21 protein-coding genes are annotated in these 20,361 nt (G+C 69.0%); 1 reads left to right on the top strand and 20 read right to left on the bottom strand.

Annotated features, from left to right (window positions below; translation table 11 throughout):
- Positions 1-12 precede the first annotated feature (12 nt).
- The 7 genes from KAK03_RS10435 to ppsA all read right to left on the bottom strand — a co-directional run bounded on the left by KAK03_RS10435 (position 13) and on the right by ppsA (position 6,888).
- Positions 13-1,176: a PA0069 family radical SAM protein gene (locus KAK03_RS10435; protein WP_210853894.1), complete on the bottom strand. Its 1,164-nt coding sequence runs from the start codon at positions 1,174-1,176 to the stop codon at positions 13-15.
- Positions 1,177-1,262: 86 nt separating this feature from the next.
- Positions 1,263-2,681 carry a replicative DNA helicase gene (dnaB, locus tag KAK03_RS10430; RefSeq protein WP_210802161.1) on the bottom strand — a complete coding sequence of 473 codons (1,419 nt, stop codon included), beginning with the start codon at positions 2,679-2,681 and terminating at the stop codon, positions 1,263-1,265.
- Between the two features lie 185 nt (positions 2,682-2,866).
- Positions 2,867-3,319 (bottom strand): 50S ribosomal protein L9, encoded by a 453-nt coding sequence (gene rplI, locus KAK03_RS10425; RefSeq protein ID WP_210853893.1) that lies wholly within the window; start codon positions 3,317-3,319, stop codon positions 2,867-2,869.
- Positions 3,320-3,331: 12 nt separating this feature from the next.
- A complete protein-coding gene (gene rpsR / locus KAK03_RS10420) occupies positions 3,332-3,616 on the bottom strand; it encodes a 30S ribosomal protein S18 (protein ID WP_210802163.1) in 285 nt (94 codons plus the stop codon).
- A gap of 39 nt (positions 3,617-3,655) precedes the next feature.
- Complete coding sequence (priB, locus tag KAK03_RS10415; protein ID WP_210853892.1) at positions 3,656-3,946, bottom strand: primosomal replication protein N; 291 nt, start codon at positions 3,944-3,946, stop codon at positions 3,656-3,658.
- Positions 3,947-3,980: 34 nt separating this feature from the next.
- Positions 3,981-4,343, bottom strand: coding sequence for a 30S ribosomal protein S6 (gene rpsF / locus KAK03_RS10410; RefSeq protein WP_210853891.1), 363 nt, complete (start codon positions 4,341-4,343; stop codon positions 3,981-3,983).
- A 145-nt stretch (positions 4,344-4,488) separates the two neighbouring features.
- A complete protein-coding gene (gene ppsA / locus KAK03_RS10405; protein ID WP_210853890.1) occupies positions 4,489-6,888 on the bottom strand; it encodes a phosphoenolpyruvate synthase in 2,400 nt (799 codons plus the stop codon).
- 218 nt (positions 6,889-7,106) lie between these two features.
- Between ppsA and ppsR the strand changes: the two genes are divergently transcribed.
- Positions 7,107-7,931: a posphoenolpyruvate synthetase regulatory kinase/phosphorylase PpsR gene (gene ppsR / locus KAK03_RS10400; protein ID WP_210853889.1), complete on the top strand. Its 825-nt coding sequence runs from the start codon at positions 7,107-7,109 to the stop codon at positions 7,929-7,931.
- 39 nt (positions 7,932-7,970) lie between these two features.
- Here ppsR and KAK03_RS10395 read toward each other — a convergent pair whose 3' ends face one another.
- The 13 genes from KAK03_RS10395 to frr are packed head-to-tail and all read right to left on the bottom strand — an operon-like array spanning position 7,971 to position 20,356.
- A complete protein-coding gene (locus KAK03_RS10395; protein WP_210853888.1) occupies positions 7,971-8,744 on the bottom strand; it encodes a TrmH family RNA methyltransferase in 774 nt (257 codons plus the stop codon).
- Positions 8,741-9,376: a ribonuclease HII gene (gene rnhB / locus KAK03_RS10390; RefSeq protein ID WP_210853887.1), complete on the bottom strand. Its 636-nt coding sequence runs from the start codon at positions 9,374-9,376 to the stop codon at positions 8,741-8,743. Before rnhB ends, KAK03_RS10395 begins: the two co-directional genes overlap by 4 nt.
- Complete coding sequence (gene lpxB / locus KAK03_RS10385; protein WP_210853886.1) at positions 9,345-10,496, bottom strand: lipid-A-disaccharide synthase; 1,152 nt, start codon at positions 10,494-10,496, stop codon at positions 9,345-9,347. The genes rnhB and lpxB overlap by 32 nt, the downstream gene beginning before the upstream one ends.
- Before the next feature lie 18 nt (positions 10,497-10,514).
- The gene (lpxA, locus tag KAK03_RS10380) at positions 10,515-11,291 is read right to left on the bottom strand and encodes an acyl-ACP--UDP-N-acetylglucosamine O-acyltransferase (RefSeq protein WP_210853885.1); all 777 of its coding nucleotides are present in this window, start codon (positions 11,289-11,291) and stop codon (positions 10,515-10,517) included.
- Between the two features lie 4 nt (positions 11,292-11,295).
- Positions 11,296-11,748, bottom strand: a complete 453-nt coding sequence (gene fabZ, locus KAK03_RS10375; protein WP_210802174.1) for a 3-hydroxyacyl-ACP dehydratase FabZ — start codon at positions 11,746-11,748, stop codon at positions 11,296-11,298.
- Positions 11,745-12,800 carry a UDP-3-O-(3-hydroxymyristoyl)glucosamine N-acyltransferase gene (lpxD, locus tag KAK03_RS10370; protein WP_210853884.1) on the bottom strand — a complete coding sequence of 352 codons (1,056 nt, stop codon included), beginning with the start codon at positions 12,798-12,800 and terminating at the stop codon, positions 11,745-11,747. Before lpxD ends, fabZ begins: the two co-directional genes overlap by 4 nt.
- Positions 12,801-12,814: 14 nt before the next feature.
- A complete protein-coding gene (locus tag KAK03_RS10365; RefSeq protein WP_310738553.1) occupies positions 12,815-13,309 on the bottom strand; it encodes an OmpH/Skp family outer membrane protein in 495 nt (164 codons plus the stop codon).
- 14 nt (positions 13,310-13,323) lie between these two features.
- Positions 13,324-15,627, bottom strand: a complete 2,304-nt coding sequence (gene bamA, locus KAK03_RS10360) for an outer membrane protein assembly factor BamA (RefSeq protein WP_247661078.1) — start codon at positions 15,625-15,627, stop codon at positions 13,324-13,326.
- 8 nt (positions 15,628-15,635) lie between these two features.
- Positions 15,636-16,988, bottom strand: coding sequence for an RIP metalloprotease RseP (gene rseP / locus KAK03_RS10355; protein WP_210853883.1), 1,353 nt, complete (start codon positions 16,986-16,988; stop codon positions 15,636-15,638).
- A 7-nt stretch (positions 16,989-16,995) separates the two neighbouring features.
- The gene (locus KAK03_RS10350; protein ID WP_210853882.1) at positions 16,996-18,183 is read right to left on the bottom strand and encodes a 1-deoxy-D-xylulose-5-phosphate reductoisomerase; all 1,188 of its coding nucleotides are present in this window, start codon (positions 18,181-18,183) and stop codon (positions 16,996-16,998) included.
- A 14-nt stretch (positions 18,184-18,197) separates the two neighbouring features.
- Positions 18,198-19,040 carry a phosphatidate cytidylyltransferase gene (locus KAK03_RS10345; RefSeq protein WP_210853881.1) on the bottom strand — a complete coding sequence of 281 codons (843 nt, stop codon included), beginning with the start codon at positions 19,038-19,040 and terminating at the stop codon, positions 18,198-18,200.
- A 22-nt stretch (positions 19,041-19,062) separates the two neighbouring features.
- The gene (gene uppS / locus KAK03_RS10340) at positions 19,063-19,761 is read right to left on the bottom strand and encodes a polyprenyl diphosphate synthase (protein ID WP_310738552.1); all 699 of its coding nucleotides are present in this window, start codon (positions 19,759-19,761) and stop codon (positions 19,063-19,065) included.
- A gap of 34 nt (positions 19,762-19,795) precedes the next feature.
- On the bottom strand, positions 19,796-20,356 hold the full coding sequence (frr, locus tag KAK03_RS10335; protein ID WP_210853880.1) for a ribosome recycling factor: 561 nt from the start codon (positions 20,354-20,356) through the stop codon (positions 19,796-19,798).
- Between the last annotated feature and the right edge of the window lie 5 nt (positions 20,357-20,361).

The following is a 20,361-nucleotide window of genomic DNA, read 5'->3' as shown; positions in this document are numbered from 1 at the left end:
CCTGGCCGCCGCTCAGAACAGCGAGGACTGCACCATCTCGCCGGGCCGCGCCGGGGGCGGCGGGCGCCGGAACTGGCTGCGGTCCAGCGCCACCCGTTCGCGGTTCAGGCCCAGGCGGGCGCAGGCCTTGTGGAAACGCTGGCGGCGCAGCTCGGCCCACAGGCCTTCGCCCTGCATGCGGGTGCCGAAGCGGGCGTCGTTGTCCTGGCCGCCACGCTGATCACGCACCCGGGCCATGACGCGCGCCGCGCGCTCGGGGAAGTGCTGCTGCAGCCAGTGCTGGAACAAGGGCGACACCTCCCAGGGCAGGCGCAGCGGGATGGAGAACGCCCGCGTGGCGCCGGCCTCGGCCGCAGCCGCCAGGATGGCTTCCAGTTCAGGCTCGTTGAGGAAGGGGATCACCGGCGACACGCTGACGCCCACCGGCACCCCGGCCTCGGCCAGCTGCCGGATCACCTGCAGGCGGCGCTGCGGCGACGCGGCACGCGGCTCCATCACGCGGGCGAGCGCCGGATCCAGGCTGGTGACCGACACATAGACCGCGGCCAGGCCCTGGCGGCCCATCGGCCCGATCAGGTCCAGGTCACGCAGCACGCCGGCCGACTTGGTGATCAGCGCGAACGGGTGGCGGCAGTCCGAGAGGACCTCGATCACCGAGCGGGTGATGCGCAGCTCGCGCTCGGCGGGCTGGTAGGCGTCGGTGGCGGCGCCGATGCACAGGTCCAGCGGCGTGTAGCTGCGGCTGGCCAGGGTCTCGCGCAGGCGTTCGGCCGCGTTGGTCTTGGCGATGATGCGGGTTTCGAAATCCAGCCCCGGCGACAGGTTCAGGTAGCTGTGGTTGGGCCGGGCGTAGCAGTAGATGCAGCCATGCTCGCAGCCGCGGTAGGGGTTGATGGAGACGTCAAAGCCGATGTCGGGCGAGTTGTTGCCGGTGAGGATGGAGCGCACCGTCTGCAGCGTGACCTGGGTGACCGCGGCGGGCGGTGCCTGTGCCAGATCGTCCAGCGTGCCCCAGCCGTCGTCGACGAGCTCGCGCTGCTCGCTGCTGAAGCGGTGCGGCAGCGCCCACTCGGTGCCGCGCCCCTTGATGGGTGCATGGAGGGGCGAGCGCAGCCACTGGATGGGCTGGGCGGCGAGGTGCGCGGTGGGGGCGCAGGCAGGTACGGCGGACGGCATACTGTAAATCTATACAGTATTGTCCGCGGGCGCAAGCCCGGGATGTTCAGGACGCGATGCCCCGCCCCGGGCCTCAGGACAGCACGTCAGTACTCGCCGAACTCGGTGCCCGGCGCCAGGTTGTCGAACTTGGTCAGCGGCTTCAGGAAGGCCAGGTGCAGCGAGCCCACCGGGCCGTTACGCTGCTTGCCGATGATGATCTCGGCCGTGCCCGGCACCTTGGACTCTTCCTTGGTGTAGTAGTCGTCGCGGTAGATGAACATGATCACGTCCGCGTCCTGCTCGATGGCGCCGGATTCGCGCAGGTCGGACATCATCGGCCGCTTGTCGGTACGGGTCTCGACCGAGCGGTTGAGCTGCGACAGCGCGATCACCGGGCAGTGCAGCTCCTTGGCCAGGGCCTTCAGGCTGCGCGAGATCTCGGACAGCTCGGTGGCGCGGTTCTCGCCGCTGCTGGAATTGGTGCCCACCATCAGCTGCAGGTAGTCGATGACGATCAGGCCCAGCTTGCCGCACTGGCGCGCCTGGCGCCGGGCCCGGGCGCGCAGTTCGGCCGGGTTCAGGCCCGGGGTCTCGTCAATGAAGATCGAGGCCTTGGCCAGCTTGTCCACCGCCTCGGTCAGGCGGCCCCAGTCGTCGTCGCGCAGCCGGCCGGTGCGCAGGCCCGACTGGTCGATGCGACCCAGCGAGCCCACCATCCGCAGCGCCAGCTGCGAGGCGCCCATTTCCATCGAGAAGACCACCACCGGCAGGCCTTCCTGCACCGCCACGTTCTCGGCGATGTTCAGCGCGAACGCGGTCTTGCCCATCGACGGCCGCGCCGCCAGGATGATCAGGTCGCCGCCCTGCAGGCCGGCGGTCATCTTGTCGAGTTCATAGAAGCCGGTGCGCACGCCGGTGACGTCCTCGGCGCCGTTCTCGGCCAGCTCGGTGACGCGGTCGATCAGCTGCATCACCAGCTGGTCCATGCTCTGGAAGCCAGCCTTGCTGCGCTGGCCCTCCTCGCCGATCTTGAAGATCTTGCCCTCGGCCTCGTCCAGGATCTGCGAGACCTGCCGCCCCTGCGGGTTGAAGGCCTGGGTGGCGATCTCGTCGCTGGCGGCGATCAGCTTGCGCAGGATGGCGCGCTCGCGCACGATCTCGGCGTAGCGGCGCATGTTGGCCGCGCTGGGCACGCTCTGCGCCAGCGCGTTCAGGTACTTCAGGCCGCCCACGTCCTCGGCCTTGCCCAGGTTCTGCAGCTGCTCGAAAACGGTGATCACGTCCGCCGGCTTGGACTGGCTGATCAGCGTGCCGATGGCGCCGAAGATCAGCTTGTGCTCGTGGCGGTAGAAGTCGTCGTCCTGCAGCACGTCGCCGGCGCGGTCCCAGGCGCCGTTGTCCAGCAGCAGGCCGCCCAGCACGCTTTGCTCGGCCTCGATCGAGTGCGGCGGCACCCGCAGGCGGGCCACCTCCTCGTCGCGCGGCGGGGTGCGGGGGTCGTGGGCGTCGAAGATCGTGGACATCGCGGGGATCATACGGGCGCCAGCGCCCGGCGCCTGTGGACAAGGCTGGGGACAGCGCGTGGGCGCACGGTGGACAGTGCTGCCCGGAAACGAAAAAGGGCCGGAGCAGGTCCGACCCAGAGGAAAAAGGGCCGGAACACGTCCGGCCCTTGGCTGCAGGCGGGCGCTTGGGCCCGCTGCGATGATCAGTCGGTCTCGCCGACGACCTTGACGGTGATCTCGACCACCACGTCGGTGTGCGGAGCCACCTGGACCGGGAACTCGCCCACGGCCTTCAGCGGGCCGTTGGGCATGCGCACCTGGGCCTTGGCGACCTGGAAGCCTTGCTTGACCAGGGCTTCGGCGATGTCGTGGTTGGTGACCGAACCGAACAGGCGGCCGTCAACGCCGGCCTTCTGGGTGATGGCGACCACCAGGCCGCCGAGCTTCTCGCCCAGGGCTTGTGCGGCGGCCAGCTTCTCGGCGGCGACCTTCTCGAGTTCGGCGCGGCGGGCTTCGAATTCCTTGATCGCGGCCTCGGTGGCGCGGCGGGCGCGCTTGGTCGGGATCAGGTAGTTGCGGGCGTAGCCGTCCTTGACCTTGACGATGTCGCCCAGGTTGCCCAGGTTGGCGACCTTGTCCAGCAGGATGATTTGCATGGTGTGGGCTCCTTAGACGCGGTGCTGGTCGCTGTACGGCAGCATCGCCAGGAAGCGCGCGCGCTTGATGGCGGTGGTCAGCTGACGCTGGAAGAAGGCGCGGGTGCCGGTCAGACGGGCCGGCGTGATCTTGCCGTTCTCGCCGATGAAGTCACGCAGCAGGTCAACGTCCTTGTAGTCGATCGACTCGACGCCGGCGACGGTGAAACGGCAGAACTTCTTGCGGCGGAACAGCAGCGACTGCTGGTTGCGCTTCGGACGGCGGTCCTTGGAAAAACGGCTCTTGGGCGGGGGCATGATGACCTCTTTCGAAACTGAATCTGGATCAAAGCGTTGTCAGGTGCCGGGCTCGACTTCGGTGATGTGGAAGATCAGGCCCTTGCCTTGGCGCGTGGCGGTGAGGAACCCGGCGACAGTCACCGGTTCTCCCAGCCCCAGCGCCGCGATGCGTCGCGTGATCGCCCCGATCGCCACCGCCTTCATCTCGAACGAGACCTGGCGGACTTGGCCGTCTTCCGTGACCGTGGACTGGTGCGCAAGCTTCAGGTCCAGGGCCGGGAGTCCGGCGGGGGTATAGCGCGTCGCGCCGCGTTCGACCAGTTGAGCGGTCAGAACCAGGCGGTTCATCGGCTCAGGCCCGGTCGGGCGACACCGGCGGTTCTCAGGCGGTGGTCTCCTGGGCGGCCTTGCGGGCCTCTTCCTTCTCGACCGAACGCATCATCACCGAAGCGGCCGTCTCAGCCTTCTCCAGCTTGACGGTCAGGTGACGCAGCACGGCGTCGTTGAAGCGAAAGCCCGTTTCCAGCTCGGCCAGCACGTCCTTCGAGCACTCGATGTTCAGGCACAGGTAGTGCGCCTTGGCGAGCTTCTGGATCATGTACGCCAGTTGGCGACGGCCCCAGTCCTCGACACGGTGCACCTTGCCACCGCCCGCGGTGACCAGGCCCTTGTAGCGCTCCAGCATGGCCGGAACCTGTTCGCTTTGATCCGGGTGGATCAGCAGAACGATCTCATAGTGACGCATGAACACTCCTTGTGGATATCCACCGGCCCGGCCGGCGGGAGAGCCGCCCTGCGCGTCAAATGCAGGTGCGGCAAGGGAAAGCCCGCGATTCTAGCAGGAATCGCGGGCGCTGGGGACAGCGATGGCGCCTCGCGGCGCCGGGCCGTCAGCGGCGCTGGGCCAGCTGGGTCCAGGTCTGGACCACGGTGTCGGGGTTCAGCGAGATCGACACGATGCCCTCGTCCGCCAGCCACTGGGCAAAGTCGGCGTGGTCGCTGGGGCCCTGGCCGCAGATGCCGATGTACTTGCCGGTGGCGCGGCAGGCGTTGATCGCGCGGGAAATCAGCGATCGCACCGCCGGGTCGCGCTCGTCGAAATCAGCGGCCAGCAGCTCCAGGCCGGAATCCCGGTCCAGGCCCAGGGTCAGCTGGGTCAGGTCGTTGGAGCCGATCGACATGCCGTCGAAGTGCTGCAGGAACTGGTCAGCCAGGATGGCGTTGGAGGGGATCTCGCACATCATGATGATGCGCAGCCCGCCCTCGCCGCGCTTGAGGCCGCGGTCGGCCAGCAGGCCCACCACGCGCTCGGCTTGGCGCACGGTGCGCACGAAGGGCACCATGATCTCGACGTTGGTCAGGCCCATGTCGTTGCGCACCCGCTTCAGGGCCTCGCACTCCATGCCGAAGGCGTCGGCGAACTCCTCGCTGATGTAGCGCGAGGCGCCGCGGAAGCCCAGCATCGGGTTCTCTTCGTCGGGCTCGTAGCGGCTGCCGCCGATCAGCTTCTTGTACTCGTTGGACTTGAAGTCCGACAGGCGCACGATCACCGGCTTGGGCCAGAAGGCGGCGGCGATCGTGGCCACGCCCTCGGTCAGCTTGTCGACGTAGAAGGCGCGCGGCGAGGCATGGCCCCGGGCCACCGACTCGACCGCCTTCTTCAGGTCGGGGTCGACGTTCGGGTAGTCCATGATCGCCTTCGGATGGACGCCGATGTTGTTGTTGATGATGAACTCCAGCCGCGCCAGGCCGACGCCGGAGTTGGGGATCTGGGCGAAGTTGAAGGCCAGCTGCGGGTTGCCGACGTTCATCATGATCTTCACCGGGCAGTACGGCAGTTCGCCGCGCTGCACCTCGGAGACCTCGGTCTCGAGCAGGCCGTCGTAGACGTAGCCGGTGTCGCCCTCGGAGCAGACCACGGTGACCAGGGCGCCGTCCGACAGCTTCTCGGTGGCGTCGCCGCAACCCACCACCGCCGGGATGCCCAGTTCGCGGGCGATGATGGCCGCGTGGCAGGTGCGGCCACCGCGGTTGGTGACGATGGCGCTGGCGCGCTTCATCACCGGCTCCCAGTTCGGGTCGGTCATGTCGGTGACCAGCACGTCGCCGGGCTGCACGCGCTCCATCTCGGCGATGCTGCTGACCAGGCGCACCGGGCCGGTACCGATCTTTTGGCCGATGGCGCGGCCCTCGGCCAGCACGGTGGAGTGGCCCTTGAGCTTGTAGCGGTGCTCGACCTGGCCTTCGGCCTGGCTGCGCACGGTCTCGGGGCGGGCCTGCAGGATGTAGATGCGACCATCCACCCCGTCCTTGCCCCACTCGATGTCCATCGGGCGGCCGTAGTGCTTTTCAATGATCAGCGCGTACTTCGCCAGTTCGACCACATCGGCATCGGCCAGCGAGTAGCGGTTGCGCTGCTCGGGCGGGTTGTCCACCGTCTTGACCAGCTTGCCGCTGGCCTTCTTCTCGTCGGGCGTGGCGAACTCCATGCGGATCAGCTTGGAGCCCAGCGAGCGGCGGATCACCGGGAACTTGCCGGCCTGCAGCGCCGGCTTGTGGACGTAGAACTCGTCGGGGTTGACCGCGCCCTGCACCACCGTCTCGCCCAGACCGTAGCTGGAGGTGATGAAGACCACGTCCTTGAAGCCCGACTCGGTGTCGATGGTGAACATCACGCCGGCGGCGCCCACATCCGAGCGCACCATGCGCTGCACGCCGGCCGACAGGGCGACTTCCGAGTGGCTGAAGCCCTTGTGGACGCGGTAGCTGATCGCCCGGTCGTTGTAGAGGGAGGCGAAGACCTCCTTCATCTTGTGCAGCACCTCGTCGATGCCATGCACGTTCAGGAAGGTCTCCTGCTGGCCGGCAAACGAGGCGTCGGGCAGGTCCTCGGCGGTGGCCGAGGAGCGCACGGCCCAGCTGGCGTCGGGCGAGTCACCGGCGACGCGGGCATATTCGGCGCGCACCGCGGCCTCGAAGTCGGGCGGGAACGGGGCGTTTTCCACCCAGCCGCGGATCTCGGCGCCCGCCTCGGCCAGCGCACGCACGTCGTCGGTGTCCAGCGCCGCCAGGCGGGCGTTGATCTTCTCGGTCAGACCGCCGAAGGTCAGGAACTCGCGGAAGGCATGGGCCGTGGTGGCAAAGCCGCCCGGCACCCGCACGCCCGTTTCGGCGAGCTGGCTGATCATTTCGCCGAGGCTGGCGTTCTTGCCGCCAACGACCTCGACGTCGGTCATTCTCAGGTGTTCGAACGGGACAACCAGGGCGGTCGCCAGTGCGGTGGAAGACATGGGAAAACTCCTTGATGGTGAAAAACCGGGGGCGTCTTCCCTGCGCCGGCGCGCACCAGGGCCCACGCCGCAGCGCGTTGGGATTCGAGTGGGAGGCTGCGGGGGCTCATCAGGGCGCGGAGTCGGGGGTGGCGTGGCGGGCGTCAGACGCGAATGCTGGGATTCTAAGGAGGGACTGCCTATCATGGGGTGTGTTTCCCCGCGCTTGAGAACTTTTCATGCCCAATCGCACCGTGTTCTTTGTCTCGGACGGCACCGGCATCACCGCCGAGACCTTCGGCAACTCGATCCTGGCCCAGTTCGCGATCAAGCCGCGCCACATCCGCCGGCCCTTCATCGACTCGATCGACAAGGCCGAGAAGGTGGTCTCCGAGATCAACGCCACCTTCGACGCCGAGGGCGTGCGGCCCATCGTCTTCATCACCCTGGCCCTGGACGACGCCCACCAGGTGCTGACCAGCCCGCGCTGCAAGGGCTTCGTGATGGACATGTTCAAGGCCTTCGTCGAGCCGCTGGAGGTCGAGTTCGGGCTGAAGTCCAACCACCGCATCGGGCGCTTCTCCGACGCCGCCAAGAGCCAGGAATACAACGACCGCATCGAGGCGATCAACTTCTCGCTGGCCCACGACGACGGCCAGTCGGCCAAGAACCTGGAAGCGGCCGATGTGATCCTGGTGGGCGTGAGCCGCAGCGGCAAGACACCCACCTCGCTCTACCTGGCGATGCAGCACGGCATCAAGGCCGCCAACTACCCGCTGATCCCGGAAGATTTCGATCGCGGCGCCCTGCCCGCTTCGCTGGCCCCGCACAAGCGCAAGTGCTTCGGCCTGACGATCGACCCCGACCGCCTGAGCCAGATCCGCAACGAGCGCCGCCCCGGCAGCAAGTACGCCGCGATCGAGAACTGCCGCGCCGAGGTGCGCGAGGCCGAGACGATGATGAAACGCGCCGGCATCTCGTGGTTGTCGTCGACCCACAAGTCGATCGAGGAGATCGCCACCACCATCCTGCGCGACATCCGCCCGGACCGGCTCATCTACTGACGCCCCCAGCGCAGCCCGTGCAGGGTGCGCCAGCCTGGATCAGCCCGGCGCCCGGCTGGCGAACAGGCAGATCGCCGCCGCCGCCGCCACGTTCAGCGATTCCTCGCCGCCCGGCTGCGGGATGCTGACGGTGTGGGCGCAACGCGCCATCAGCGCCTCGTCCACGCCCCGGCCCTCGTGGCCCAGCACCCAGGCGCAGGGGTGCGGCAGTTCGGCCTGGCCCAGCACCAGCCCGGCGTGCGAACTGGTGGCCAGCAGCGGCACGGCCAGACCGGCCAGATCCTCGGGCGCCAGGCCTTCGACCAGTTGCAGCGCGAAATGCGCGCCCATGCCGGCGCGCAGCACCTTGGGCGACCACAGCGCCGCCGTGCCCTTGATCGCCAGCACCTGGCCCACGCCGAAGGCCGCGGCGCTGCGCAGGATGCTGCCCACGTTGCCCGCGTCCTGCAGGCGGTCGAGCACCACGCTGAAGGCACGGGGCGCCAGCGCGGTGTCGGCCGGCACCGCCAGCAAGGCGCCGATGCGCGGCGGTGACTCCAGCGTGCTGAGCGTCTTCATCAGCGCATCGGGCACCACCACCACCCGCCGCGCCCGGTCCACCCAGCCGCGCCAGTCGGCGCGCTCATGCCAGGCGGACTCGGTGAACACCAGTTCCTCCAGCGGGCGGCCGCGCTGCAGCGCCGCCCCGACCAGGTGGTCGCCCTCCAGCCAGACCTGGCCCAGCTTGCGGTAGGCGCCCGGGTCCTGGCCCAGCTTGCGGATGCGCTGCAGCAGCGGGTTGTCGCGGGCGGTGAGGATCAGCGGTTCGGTCACAGATGGCCTCCGGTGGCCAGGGCCTCGCGCACCGGGCCGAAGCTCTGGCGGTGCAGCGGCGTGGCGCCGTGGGCGCGCAGCGCAGCCAGGTGTTCAGGCGTGGGGTAGCCCTTGTGGCCGGCAAAACCGTAGTCGGGGTAGGCGCGGTGCATCTCGGCGCACAGGTGGTCGCGGTGCACCTTGGCCAGGATGGAGGCGGCCGAGATCGCCGGCACCTTGGCGTCGCCCTTGACGATGGCCTCGGCCGGCACACGGATCGCCGGCAGGCGGTTGCCATCGACCAGCACACGGTGCGGCATCAGCCGCAGACCTTCGACCGCGCGCTTCATCGCCAGCATGGTGGCGTGCAGGATGTTCAGGCTGTCGATCTCCTCGACGCTGGCTTCGGCGATCTTGAAGCACAGCGCCTTGGCGCGGATCTCGTCGAACAGGCGCTCGCGGCGCTTGGCGCTCAGCACCTTGGAGTCGGCCAGGCCCTCGATCGGGTGCAGGTCGTCCAGGATGACGGCCGCTGCCACCACCGGCCCGGCCAGCGGGCCGCGGCCGGCCTCGTCGACGCCGGCCAACAGGCCCGGTGTGTCGAAGCTCAGGGTGATCTGCTCAGGCTTGGCCGAGAACTTGCGCGATGGCATGACTGGCGCACTGCGCGGTGTCCTGGCGCAGCGAGAGGTGGAGTTCAGTGAAGCGGGCGTGCAATGCGTCGCGGCGGGCGCCGTCATCCAGCCAGGCCCGGGCGGCGTCGGCGATCGCCTGCGGCGTGGCGACGTCCTGGATCAGCTCGGGCACGGCCAAGTCGCGCAGCAGGATGTTGGGCAGGCTGAACCACGGCAGGTAGGCCTTGTCCTTCATCAGCCAGTGGTTGAAGGCGTTGAGCCGGTAGACCACCACCATCGGCCGCTTGAACAGGGCCGCCTCCAGCGTGGCGGTGCCGCTGGCGATCAGGGTCAGGTCGCAGGCGGCCAGGGCCTCGTGCGAGCGACCGTCCAGCAACTGCACCGGCAAACCGGGCGCGTGGCGGGCGATCGCCTCGTCGATCAGCGGCCGCAGGCCCGGCACCACCGGCAGCACCAGGCGCAGCCCGGGACGGTCTCGCAGCAGATCCTGTGCGGCCTGCAGCAGCGGCGGCGCGATGTGGGTGATCTCGCTGCGCCGGCTGCCGGGCAGCAGGGCCACCACCGTGGCCTCGTCGTCCAGGCCCAGCGCCGCCCGGGCCGCGGCGCGGGGCGGCTGCAGCGGAATCAGGTCGGCCAGCGGGTGGCCAACGAAGCTGGCCGGCACGCCGTGTTCGGCCAGCAGCGCGGGCTCGAAGGGGAACAGGCACAGCACATGGTCGGCGGCGGCGGCCAGGGTCTTCACGCGCTCACCGCGCCAGGCCCAGATCGACGGGCAGACGAAGTGCACCGTCTTCACGCCCTGCGCGCGCAATGCGCGCTCCAGCGCGAAATTGAAGTCGGGCGCGTCAATACCGACGAAGACCGCCGGGCGCTCGGCCAGCACGCGCTGGCGCAGCGCGCGGCGAATGGCCAGCAGTTCAGGCAGATGGCGCAGTGCGTCCACGTAGCCGAAGACCGACAGCTTGTGGCTGGGCCACCAGGCGTCGAACCCCTGCGCTTGCATCTTCGGGCCGCCGATGCCACCGGCCGACAGCCCGGGCCAGCGCGAGCGCAGACCCTGCAGCAGCAGGCTGGCCAGCAGGTCGCCGGAGGCCTCGCCGGCCACCATCGCCAGGCGAGGGGCCGTCGATGTGTCCATGCTTGCGTCTGTGAGTGGTCAGCGCACCAGGCCGCGCGTGGACGCGGCCAGGAAGTCGAGCATGGTGCGCACGTCGGGGTCGTCGGTGCCCAGCGCCTCGATCTCGCTGCGGGCCTGCTCCAGCGTCAGGCTGCCGCGGAACAGCAGCTTGTGCATCTGGCGGATCTGGCGCTGGCGCTCATCGCTGAAGCCGCGGCGCTTCAGGCCGGTCAGGTTGACCGCGCGCACGGCCAGCGGGTTGCCATCGACGGTCATGAACGGCGCCACGTCCTGGGCCACGTGGCCCTGGAAGCCGATCATCGCGTGTGCGCCCACGTGCACCCACTGGTGCACGCCGGTCAGGCCGCCGATCACCGCCCAGTCACCCACGTGCACATGGCCGGCCAGCGTGACGTTGTTGGCCAGCACCGTGTGGCTGCCCAGGCGCACGTCGTGGGCCAGGTGCACATAGGCCATGATCCAGTTGTCGTCGCCCACCCGCGTGACACCCTGCTCCTTGAAGGTGCCGGTGTTGAAGGTGCAGAACTCGCGCACGGTGTTGCGGTCGCCGATCACCAGCTCGGTGACCTCGCCGGCATGCGACATGTCCTGCGGCATCGCGCCGATCGAGCCGAACTGGTAGAAGCGGTTGTCGCTGCCGATGGTGGTGCGGCCCTCGATCACGCAGTGCGGCCCGATGACGGTGCCGGCGCCGATGCGCACCTGCGGACCGATGATCGTGTAGGCGCCCACCTGGACGCTGTCGTCCAGCTCGGCCGCCGGGTCGACCAGCGCGGTCGGATGGATCCGGGTCATGGCCTCAGGCGATCTTGCGCATCGTGCACATCAGCTCGGCCTCGGCGGCGAGTTCGCCACCCACCAGACCGCGAGCGCTGTACTTGTAGATGCCGGCCTTGGCGCGCAGGATGGTGGCTTCCAGGAAGAGCTGGTCGCCGGGCTCGACCGGGCGCTTGAAGCGCGCGCCGTCGATGCCGGCGAAGTACACCACGGTGTCGTCGCCCGGGTCGGTGTCCATCGAGGCGAAGGACAGCAGCGCCGCCGCCTGCGCCATGGCTTCCAGGATCAGCACGCCCGGCATCACCGGACGGTGCGGGAAGTGACCCATGAAGAAGGGCTCGTTCATCGTCACGTTCTTCAGGGCCAGGACGCGCTTGTTCTTCTCGAGCTCGGTCACGCGGTCCACCAGCAGGAACGGGTAGCGGTGCGGAAGCCGCTTGAGGATCTGGTGGATGTCCATCACGGGAGCGCTCATGGTTCGATCTTCTTTTCAAGGGCGCGAAGGCGGCTTCGCAGGGTGTGCAACTGGCGCAGCGTGGCTGCGTTCTTTTCCCAGGACGCATTGTCGTCGATGGGGAACACGCCGCTGTACTGGCCCGGTTTGGTGAGCGAGCTCATCACGAAGCTGCCGGCGCTGACATGGACATGGTCAACGATCTCCAGGTGCCCCAGCACCATGGCGGCGCCGCCAAAGGTGCAGTGCGCGCCGATGCGGGCACTGCCGGCCACGCCGACGCAGCCGGCCATCGCAGTATGGGCGCCGATGCGCACGTTGTGGGCGATCTGGATCAGGTTGTCGAGCTTGACGCCGTCGGCCAGCACCGTGTCATCGAGCGCGCCGCGGTCGATGCAAGTGTTGGCGCCGATGTCGACGTCGTCGCCGATCACCACGCTGCCGAGCTGCTCGATCTTCTCCCATCGGCCCTGGTGGGGCGCGAAGCCGAAGCCGTCGGAGCCCACCACCGCGCCGGGCTGCAGCGTGCCGCGCGCGCCGATCACGCAACCCGCACCGAAGTGCACCCTGGCGATCAGCCGCGTGCCCTCGCCCACCACCGCGTCCGCGCCGACCAGGCACTGCGGGCCGATGACGGCGCCAGCGGCGATCCGCGCACCGTCCTCGATCACCGCCTGGGCCCCCACGTGCGCGCTGGGATGCAGCTCGACGCCGCGGCCGATCACCGCGCTGCAATGCACACCGGCCGCCGCCACCGGGCGCCAGCGCGCGGCGAACCAGCGGGTCAGGCGGGCGTAGTAGAGGTAGGGATCGGGGGTGACGATGACCGCGGCGCCACGGGCCAGTGCGGCCTCGCGCAGGTCCTCGCGCACCACCAGCACCCCGGCGGCGCTGCGCTCCAGCAGCGGCCGAAGCCGGGCCTGGGCGACGAAGCTGAGATCCGCCGGACCGGCGTTGTCGAGGGAGGCGATGCGCGCGACACAGCGGTCGGCATCGCCATGCAGCTCACCGCCCAGCTCGCCGATGATCTCGGCCAGGCGGATGGTCGACAGGGCGCCTGACGTCGCCGTCATGCCCTGCCGCGGTGTCACTTGCCGGCGTTGAGCGCGTCGATCACCTTCTTGGTGATGTCGACACGCGGACCGGCAAAGACCACGTCCTGCAGGATCAGGTCGTACTTCTCGGTCTCGAAGATCTGCTTGATGACCTTGCTGGCGCGTTCGCTGACCGCGGCCAGTTCCTCGTTCTTGCGCTGGTTCAGGTCTTCCAGCAGCTCGCGGCGCTTGCGTTCGAAGTCGCGCTGCTGCTCGGCCAGGTCACGCTGGCGGCGGGTGCGCTCGGCTTCGGACAGCGTGGGGCCGTCCTTCTCGAGCTTCTCGAAGGCCTGGCGCAGCTTGTTGCCGGTGTCGTTCAGCTCGGTCTCGCGCTTCTTGAACTCGGCCTCGAGCTTGGCCTGGGCGGCCTTGGCGGGCGATGCCTCGCGCAGCACGCGTTCGCCGTTCACGTAGCCGATCTTCAGCTCCTGGGCCTGGGCGGCGGCGAACGAGAGCGCCAGCGCCGATGCGGCGAGCAGCGATTTCACGGGAGAGGTCATCATCAGAAAGCCGTTCCGATCTGAAACTGGAAGCGTTGGATTTTATCGCCACTGAAGGAGCGAATCGGTGTCCCCCAACTGAGCTTGAAGGGGCCCACCGGGGACACCCAGCTCACGCCGATGCCGGCGGAGGCGCGCAGGTCGCGCAGCGACAGCGGTTGACCCAGGCGCCAGACGTTGCCGGCGTCGGCAAAGGCGAAGACGCGCAGCGACTTGTCGTTGCCGCTGCCGGGCACCGGCAGGTAGAGCTCGCTGTTGAGGTTCAGGCGCTTGGGGCCGCCGTCATAGGCGCCGGTGATGTCGACGCTGCCGAAGGAGCCCTGGTCGAAGACCCGCACCGAGCCCAGACCGCCGCCATAGAAGTTCTTGAACAGCGGATAGGGCTTGCCGCGCAGACCGTAGCCCAGGCCGAGCTCGCCGTTGATGCCCAGCGTCAGCTTGTTGGTGATCGCGAAGTACTGCTGGTACTGGCCATTCAGGCGCGCGTAGGTGACGTCGCCCAGCAGGCTGATGTCGACGTTGACGCGCTGGTAGCGGCCCTTGGTGGGCACCATCGGGTTGTCGCGCTCCTCGCGGGCCCAGCCGATGGTCAGCGGGAACGAGGTGGAGTAGGCGCCGAAGGTCTCGCGGTAGGTGTAGTAGCTGTTGGGCACGCCCGACGAGGTGCCGATGATGGTCTGCTCGACGCCCAGGCCGAAGAAGACGGTGTCGTACTCGGTGAAGGGCACGCCAAAGCGCACCGCCATGCCCGGCGTGGCCAGCTGGTAGGCGTCGCCCAGGCTGTTCAGCGGCTTGGAGGTGCGGTAGTACAGGTCCAGCGCGCGCGACACGCCGTCGTCGGTGAAGTACGGGTCGACGGTGCTGATCAGCAGGTTGCGCTGCGACTTGCTGGTGTTGACGTCCACGCCCAGGTAGTTGCCCGAGCCCAGGATGTTCTCCTTGCGCACAGACGCCGACAGCGACAGCTTGTCGTACTGCGAGAAGCCGGCGGCCAGCTGCAGCGTGCCGGTCTGCTTCTCGGTGACGTTGATCACCAGGTCCACCTGGTCCGGCGCGCCGGGCACCTCGTTGGTGTCGATCGTGACTTCCTCGAAGAAGCCCAGGCGCTCGACGCGGTCGCGCGAGAGCTTGATCTTGGCGCCGTCGTACCAGGCCGATTCGAACTGGCGGAACTCGCGGCGGATGACCTCGTCGCGGGTGACGGTGTTGCCGGCCACGTTGACGCGGCGCACGTACACGCGCTGGCCCGGTTGGCCCTGGAAGACCACCACCACCTGGCCGGTCTTGCGGTCGATCTCGGTGCGCGGCTCGACGCGCGCGAAGGCATAGCCGTACGCGGCGTAGATCTCGCTGAAGGCCTTGACGGTGGCCGTGACCTCTTCGCCGCGGTAGTTCTGGCCCGGGCGCACCTGGATCTGGTCGCGGAAATCGCCGTCGCGGCCCAGGAACTCGCCGTCCAGCTTGACCGCGGTCACCACGTAGGGCTGGCCTTCGTCGACGGTGATCGTGATCGAGATGTCCTGCTTGTCCGGCGAGATCGTGACCTGGGTCGACTTGATGTCGAATTCCAGGTAGCCGCGGTTCAGGTAGTAGGAGCGGATCTTTTCAAGGTCGGCGTTGAGCTTGGTGCGGGCGTAGCGGTCCGACTTGGTGTACCAGGTGAGCCAGCCACCGGTGGTCAGGTCCAGCAGGTCCAGCAGCGTGGACTCGGACACCGCCTGGGTGCCCAGGATGCGGATCTCGCGGATCTTGGCGATGTCGCCTTCGCTGACGGTGAAGGCGATGTTGACCCGGTTGCGCTCGATCGGAGTGACGGTGGTCGTGACCTCGGCGCCGTAGAAGCTGCGGCTCAGGTACTGGCGCTTGATTTCCTGCTCGGCGCGGTCGATCACCGCCTTGTCGAAGGGCTGGCCTTCACCGATGCCGTTGTCCTTCAGTGCCTTGGCCAGGGTGTCCTTGTCGAACTCCTTGAGGCCGCTGAAGCTGACGGTGGCGATCAGCGAACGCTCGTCGACCACCACCACCACGACCTTGCCGTCGATGTCCAGGCGCACGTCCTTGAACAGGCCGGTGGCGAACAGCGCCCGCAGCGCGGCGGAACCCTTGTCGTCGTTGTAGCTGTCACCGACCCGGAAGGGCAGCGCATTGAACACGCTGCCGGGGTCGCCGCGCTGCAGACCCTCGATGCGGATGTCTTCGATCTGGAAGGGCTCGGCAGCCCAGGCGGGCGCCACGATGGCGGCGAGCGCCATGGTCACACCAGCCGGCACCGGGCGCAGCCGGCTCGTCAGGAAAGGAAATGGCATCGGAGGAGTCAATGCAGGCCCAGCAAGCGGGCCACGTCGTTGGACAGGGCGATGGACATCATCAGCAGGAGCACCACGGCGCCGCCTCGCTGCAGCCTGCGCAACCAGACATCCGTGACCGGACGACCGGTCAGGCCCTCGAAAAGATAATACATCAGGTGTCCGCCATCCAGGATCGGCAGCGGCAGCAGGTTCAGCACGCCCAGGCCCACACTGACGTTGGCCAGGAAGACCAGGAACTCGGTCAGGCCGACGCGCGCCGTCTGGCCGGCGTAGTCGGCAATCGTGAGCGGGCCGCTGAGGTTCTTGACCGACGCCTCGCCGATCAGCATCCGCCCCAGCATCTTCAGGCTCAGCTGGGCGGTTTCCAGCACCTGGCGAACACCTCGCAGCGCGCCTTCGATCGGCCCCATGCGCACGGTCAGCATCTGCGGCGGCTCGCCGATGTAGGCGTCAATCCGGCCGAAGACCTGGCCGCCCTCTTCCACCCGCCGTGGCTGCACCTCGAGTTGCATCACCACGCCGCTGCGGTCGATCGTCCAGCGCATCGGCTGTCCGGCGCCCTGGCGGATGCGCTCGCGCAGCGCCGCGCCGTCGGCCACCGGCACGTCGTCCACCCGCAGCACGCGGTCGCCCTGGCGCAGACCGGCCTGCTCGGCCGGTCCGCCGGCCACCAGCGTGCCCATCACCGGGTCGGTCCAGGGCCCCGGCAGGCCGATCTGGCGCCAGGTGGCGGCGTCCAGGTCGTGGCCCTGCAGCCGGTCCAGCGCGAGTGTCAGCACGCGGCGGTGGTTGCCGCGCTCATCGGTCACCTCCAGCTGCAGCGGGCGGTGCTCGGCGGCGGCCTGGGTGATGCGCCAGCGCAGATCGGTGAGCGATCGGATCTCCAGCCGCTCGTCGTCGTCGATGACCGCGTCCACACGGTCGCCCGGCTGCAGACCGGCCTGCGCCGCCAGGCCCGCCGCCGGCGGGGTGGCCAGGTAGGCCGCGGGCTCCCGGGTGCCGATCCAGTGCGTGGCCGTGAACAGCAGCGCGGCCAGCAGCAGGTTGGCCAGCGGCCCGGCGGCGACGATGGCCACGCGCGAGCGCAGCGGCTGCTGGTCGAAGGCCTGGGCGCGCCAGGCCTCGGGGACCGGGCCCTCGCGCGAATCGAGCATGCGCACATAGCCGCCCAAGGGCAGCAGCGACAGCGTGTATTCGGTGGACGAGGCGTCGCGCTGGCGGCGCCAGATCACGCGGCCGAAGCCGATCGAAAAGCGCAGCACCCGCACGCCGCACCAGCGGGCCACCTGGAAGTGGCCCCACTCATGGACGGCGATCAGCACGCCCAGCGTGACGAGAAAGGCCAGAACCGTGGTCATCGACAGGTCAGAGCGCCGCGCGGGCGATCAGTTCCCGTGCCGCCAGGCGGGCGCGCTGGTCCAGCGCCAGCAGTTCTTCCACCGCAGCCTGCGGCGGCAGCGCCGGGGTCACGCGCTCCAGCGTGCCCTGGTTGATGCGGTGGATGCCGTCGAAGGCCAGGCGCCGGTCCAGGAACGCCGCCACGGCTTCCTCGTTGGCGGCGTTGAGCACGGCGGTGCTGCCCTCGGGGCCGCGCAGCGCCTCCCAGGCCAGGAACAGGCCCGGGAAGCGTTCGGGGCTGGGCGCCTCGAATTCCAGTGCGCGCAGCGACAGCAGGTCCAGCGCCGACGCGCCGGATTCAATGCGCTCCGGGAAGGACAGGCCGAAGGCGATGGGCACCCGCATGTCCGGCGTGCCCAGTTGCGCCAGCACCGACTGGTCGCGGCACACCACCATCGAGTGGATGATGCTTTGCGGGTGGATCACCACCCGGATCTGCTCGGGTGTCAGGTCGAACAGCCAGCGTGCCTCGATGACCTCGAGGGCCTTGTTCATCATCGTCGCCGAATCGACCGAGATCTTGCGACCCATCACCCAGTTGGGGTGCGCGCAGGCCTCTTCCGGCGTGACCTGGGCCAGGCTGGCGCGGTCGCGCTGGCGGAACGGGCCGCCCGAGGCGGTCAGCACGATGTGGTCGATGCGCTGCTTCCAGACCGAGCGGTCCTGGGGCAGGCACTGGAAGATGGCCGAGTGCTCTGAATCGATCGGCAGCAAGGTGGCGCCGCCTTCGGCCACCGCCGCCATGAAGGCTGCGCCGCCCACGACCAGGGCTTCCTTGTTGGCCAGCAGCAGGCGCTTGCCGGCGCGCGCTGCCGCCATGCAGGGCGGCAGGCCGGCGGCGCCGACGATGGCGGCCATCACCGCATCCACCTCGGGGTGGGCGGCCAGCTCGACCAGGGCCTGCGGGCCGTCCAGCACTTCGGTGCGGCTGCCGGCCTCCCGCAGGCGGCGGCGCAGCTCGGCCGCGGCGCCACTGTCCGACATTGCGGCAAAGCGCGGCGCCACTTGCAGGCACTGGGCCAGCAGCTCCTCGACGCGGGCATGGCCGGTCAGCGCAAAGGCCTCGAAACGATCGGGGTGGCGCGCCACCACGTCCAGCGTGTTGGTGCCGATCGAGCCGGTGGCGCCGAGGATGCAGAGCTGGAGTCGTTTCATCGGTGGATCCTCGTTCAGGGCGCCAGCGAGGCCAGGGCCATCGCGGCGGGCAGCGTGGGCAGCAGCGCGTCGACCCGGTCGAGCACACCCCCATGCCCCGGCAGCAGGCGGCTCGAGTCCTTGGCCCCCACGGCGCGCTTGGCCAGCGACTCGATCAGGTCGCCCATCACGCTCAGCGCACACAGGAAGACGATGCCCAGCGCCAGGCCGGGCCAACCCAGGCGCTGCTGGATGGTTTCGAAGATGCTGGGTGCCACGCCAGCCCGCGCGGGCGACAGCGCCAGCCACAGCGCGGCCAGCAGCGCCACGCCGGTCATGCCCGACCAGACACCCTCCCAGCTCTTGCCCGGGCTAATCGCCGGCGCCAGCTTGCGCCGGCCGAAGCGGCGACCCCCAAAGTAGGCGGCGATGTCGGCCATCCAGACCACGCAGAAGACCGACAGCAGGAACTCCAGACCGCGCGCCCGACCAGCGCTGAGCGCCAGCCAGGCCGCACACAGCACGACCACGCCGATCACCAGGCGCAGCCCCTGCGACAGCTGCGGCCAGGCCGTGGGCCCCTTGGCCAGCGCCAGCGAGCCGCCCAGCACCCAGCAGGCGGTGGCCAGCCACCACACGGCCGGGGGCACCTGCTGCACCATCCCCTGCGACCAGGCCAGGCCGCACAGCGCAGCCACCAGCGCACCCAGGCCCAGCGACGGGGCGAAGGCCAGGCCGTTGAGCCGACCCCATTCCCAGCCGCCAGCACCGATCAGCACCAGGGTCAGCAGGGCGAAGGGCCAGGCCACCGGCGCCAGCAGTGCCGGCAACAGCAGCGCCAGCAGAACCAGCGCGGTGATCACGCGTTGCAGCAGCATGGACAACAGACCCGGTGGTCGATCAGGCGATCGAGGGAGTGGAACCGGCGGTCTTGACCCCACCGAAACGGCGGTCACGGCCCGCGAAGGCGGCCAGGGCGCGATCGACTTCGTGCTCGTCGAAATCGGGCCACAGGCAGTCGGTGAAATGGAACTCGGCGTAAGCGATCTGCCACAGCAGGTAGTTGCTGACGCGCAGCTCGCCCCCGGTGCGGATGAACAGGTCCGGATCGGGCGCGTAGGCCAGCGACATGCGGGCCGACAGCGCCTCTTCGGTGAGTTGCTCCGGTGCCAGGCCCTCGGCCATCGCCCGGCGCGCGGCCTGCACGATGTCCCAGCGGCCACCGTAGTTGAAGCAGACGGTCAGCACCAGGCCGGTGTTGGCCGCGGTGTCGGCTTCGGACTGGTTCCAGGCGGCGCGGACCTTCTCGGACACCGCACTGCGGTCGCCGACGATGCGCACCCGCACCCCCTGGCTGGCCAGCTTGCCCAGGTACTTGGCCACGCCGACCAGCACCAGGTTCATCAGGCCGGAAACCTCGTCCTCGGGGCGCTTCCAGTTCTCGGACGAAAAGGCGTAGACGGTCAGGTATTCGACGCCGCGCTTCTGGCAGTGGTCGACCACCCGGATCAGCGCGTCCATGCCGGCCTTGTGGCCCACGACGCGCGGCATGAAGCGCTTCTTGGCCCAGCGGCCGTTGCCATCCATGACGATGGCCACGTGCCGTGGGACGGCGGGATCGTGCGCGGCCACGTCAGACGGCCAGGATGTCGGCTTCCTTGGCGTGGACCAGCTTGTCGATCTCGGCCACCACCTTGTCGGTCAGCTTCTGGACATCGTCCTGGGCGCGACGCTCGTCGTCCTCGGAGATCTCCTTGTCCTTGAGCAGCTTCTTCAGGTGGTCGTTGGCATCGCGGCGCAGGTTGCGCACCGCGACCTTGGCGTTCTCGCCCTCGTGGCGGACGACCTTGGTCAGCTCCTTGCGGCGCTCCTCGGTCAGCGCGGGCATCGGCACGCGCAGCAGGTCGCCCTGGGCCGACGGGTTCAGACCCAGGTCGGACTCGCGGATGGCCTTCTCGATCTTCGCGCCCATGCCCTTTTCCCAGGGCGTGACGCTGATCGTGCGGGCGTCCAGCAGGCTGACGTTGGCGACCTGGCTGATCGGCACCATCGAGCCGTAGTAGTCCACATGGACCTGGTCCAGGATGCCCGGGTGGGCGCGACCGGTGCGGACCTTCTGCAGGTCGCTCTTGAGCGCCTCGACGGACTTGGCCATCTTGGACTCGGCGTTCTTCTTGATGTCGGCAATCGTCATGGTCG

The organism is Ideonella alba, assembly GCF_018069845.1.
GTDB lineage: Bacteria > Pseudomonadota > Gammaproteobacteria > Burkholderiales > Burkholderiaceae_C > Ideonella > Ideonella alba.
The sequence above is the reverse complement of the archived record's forward strand: the minus strand, read 5'-3'. Positions and strand labels throughout refer to the sequence as shown.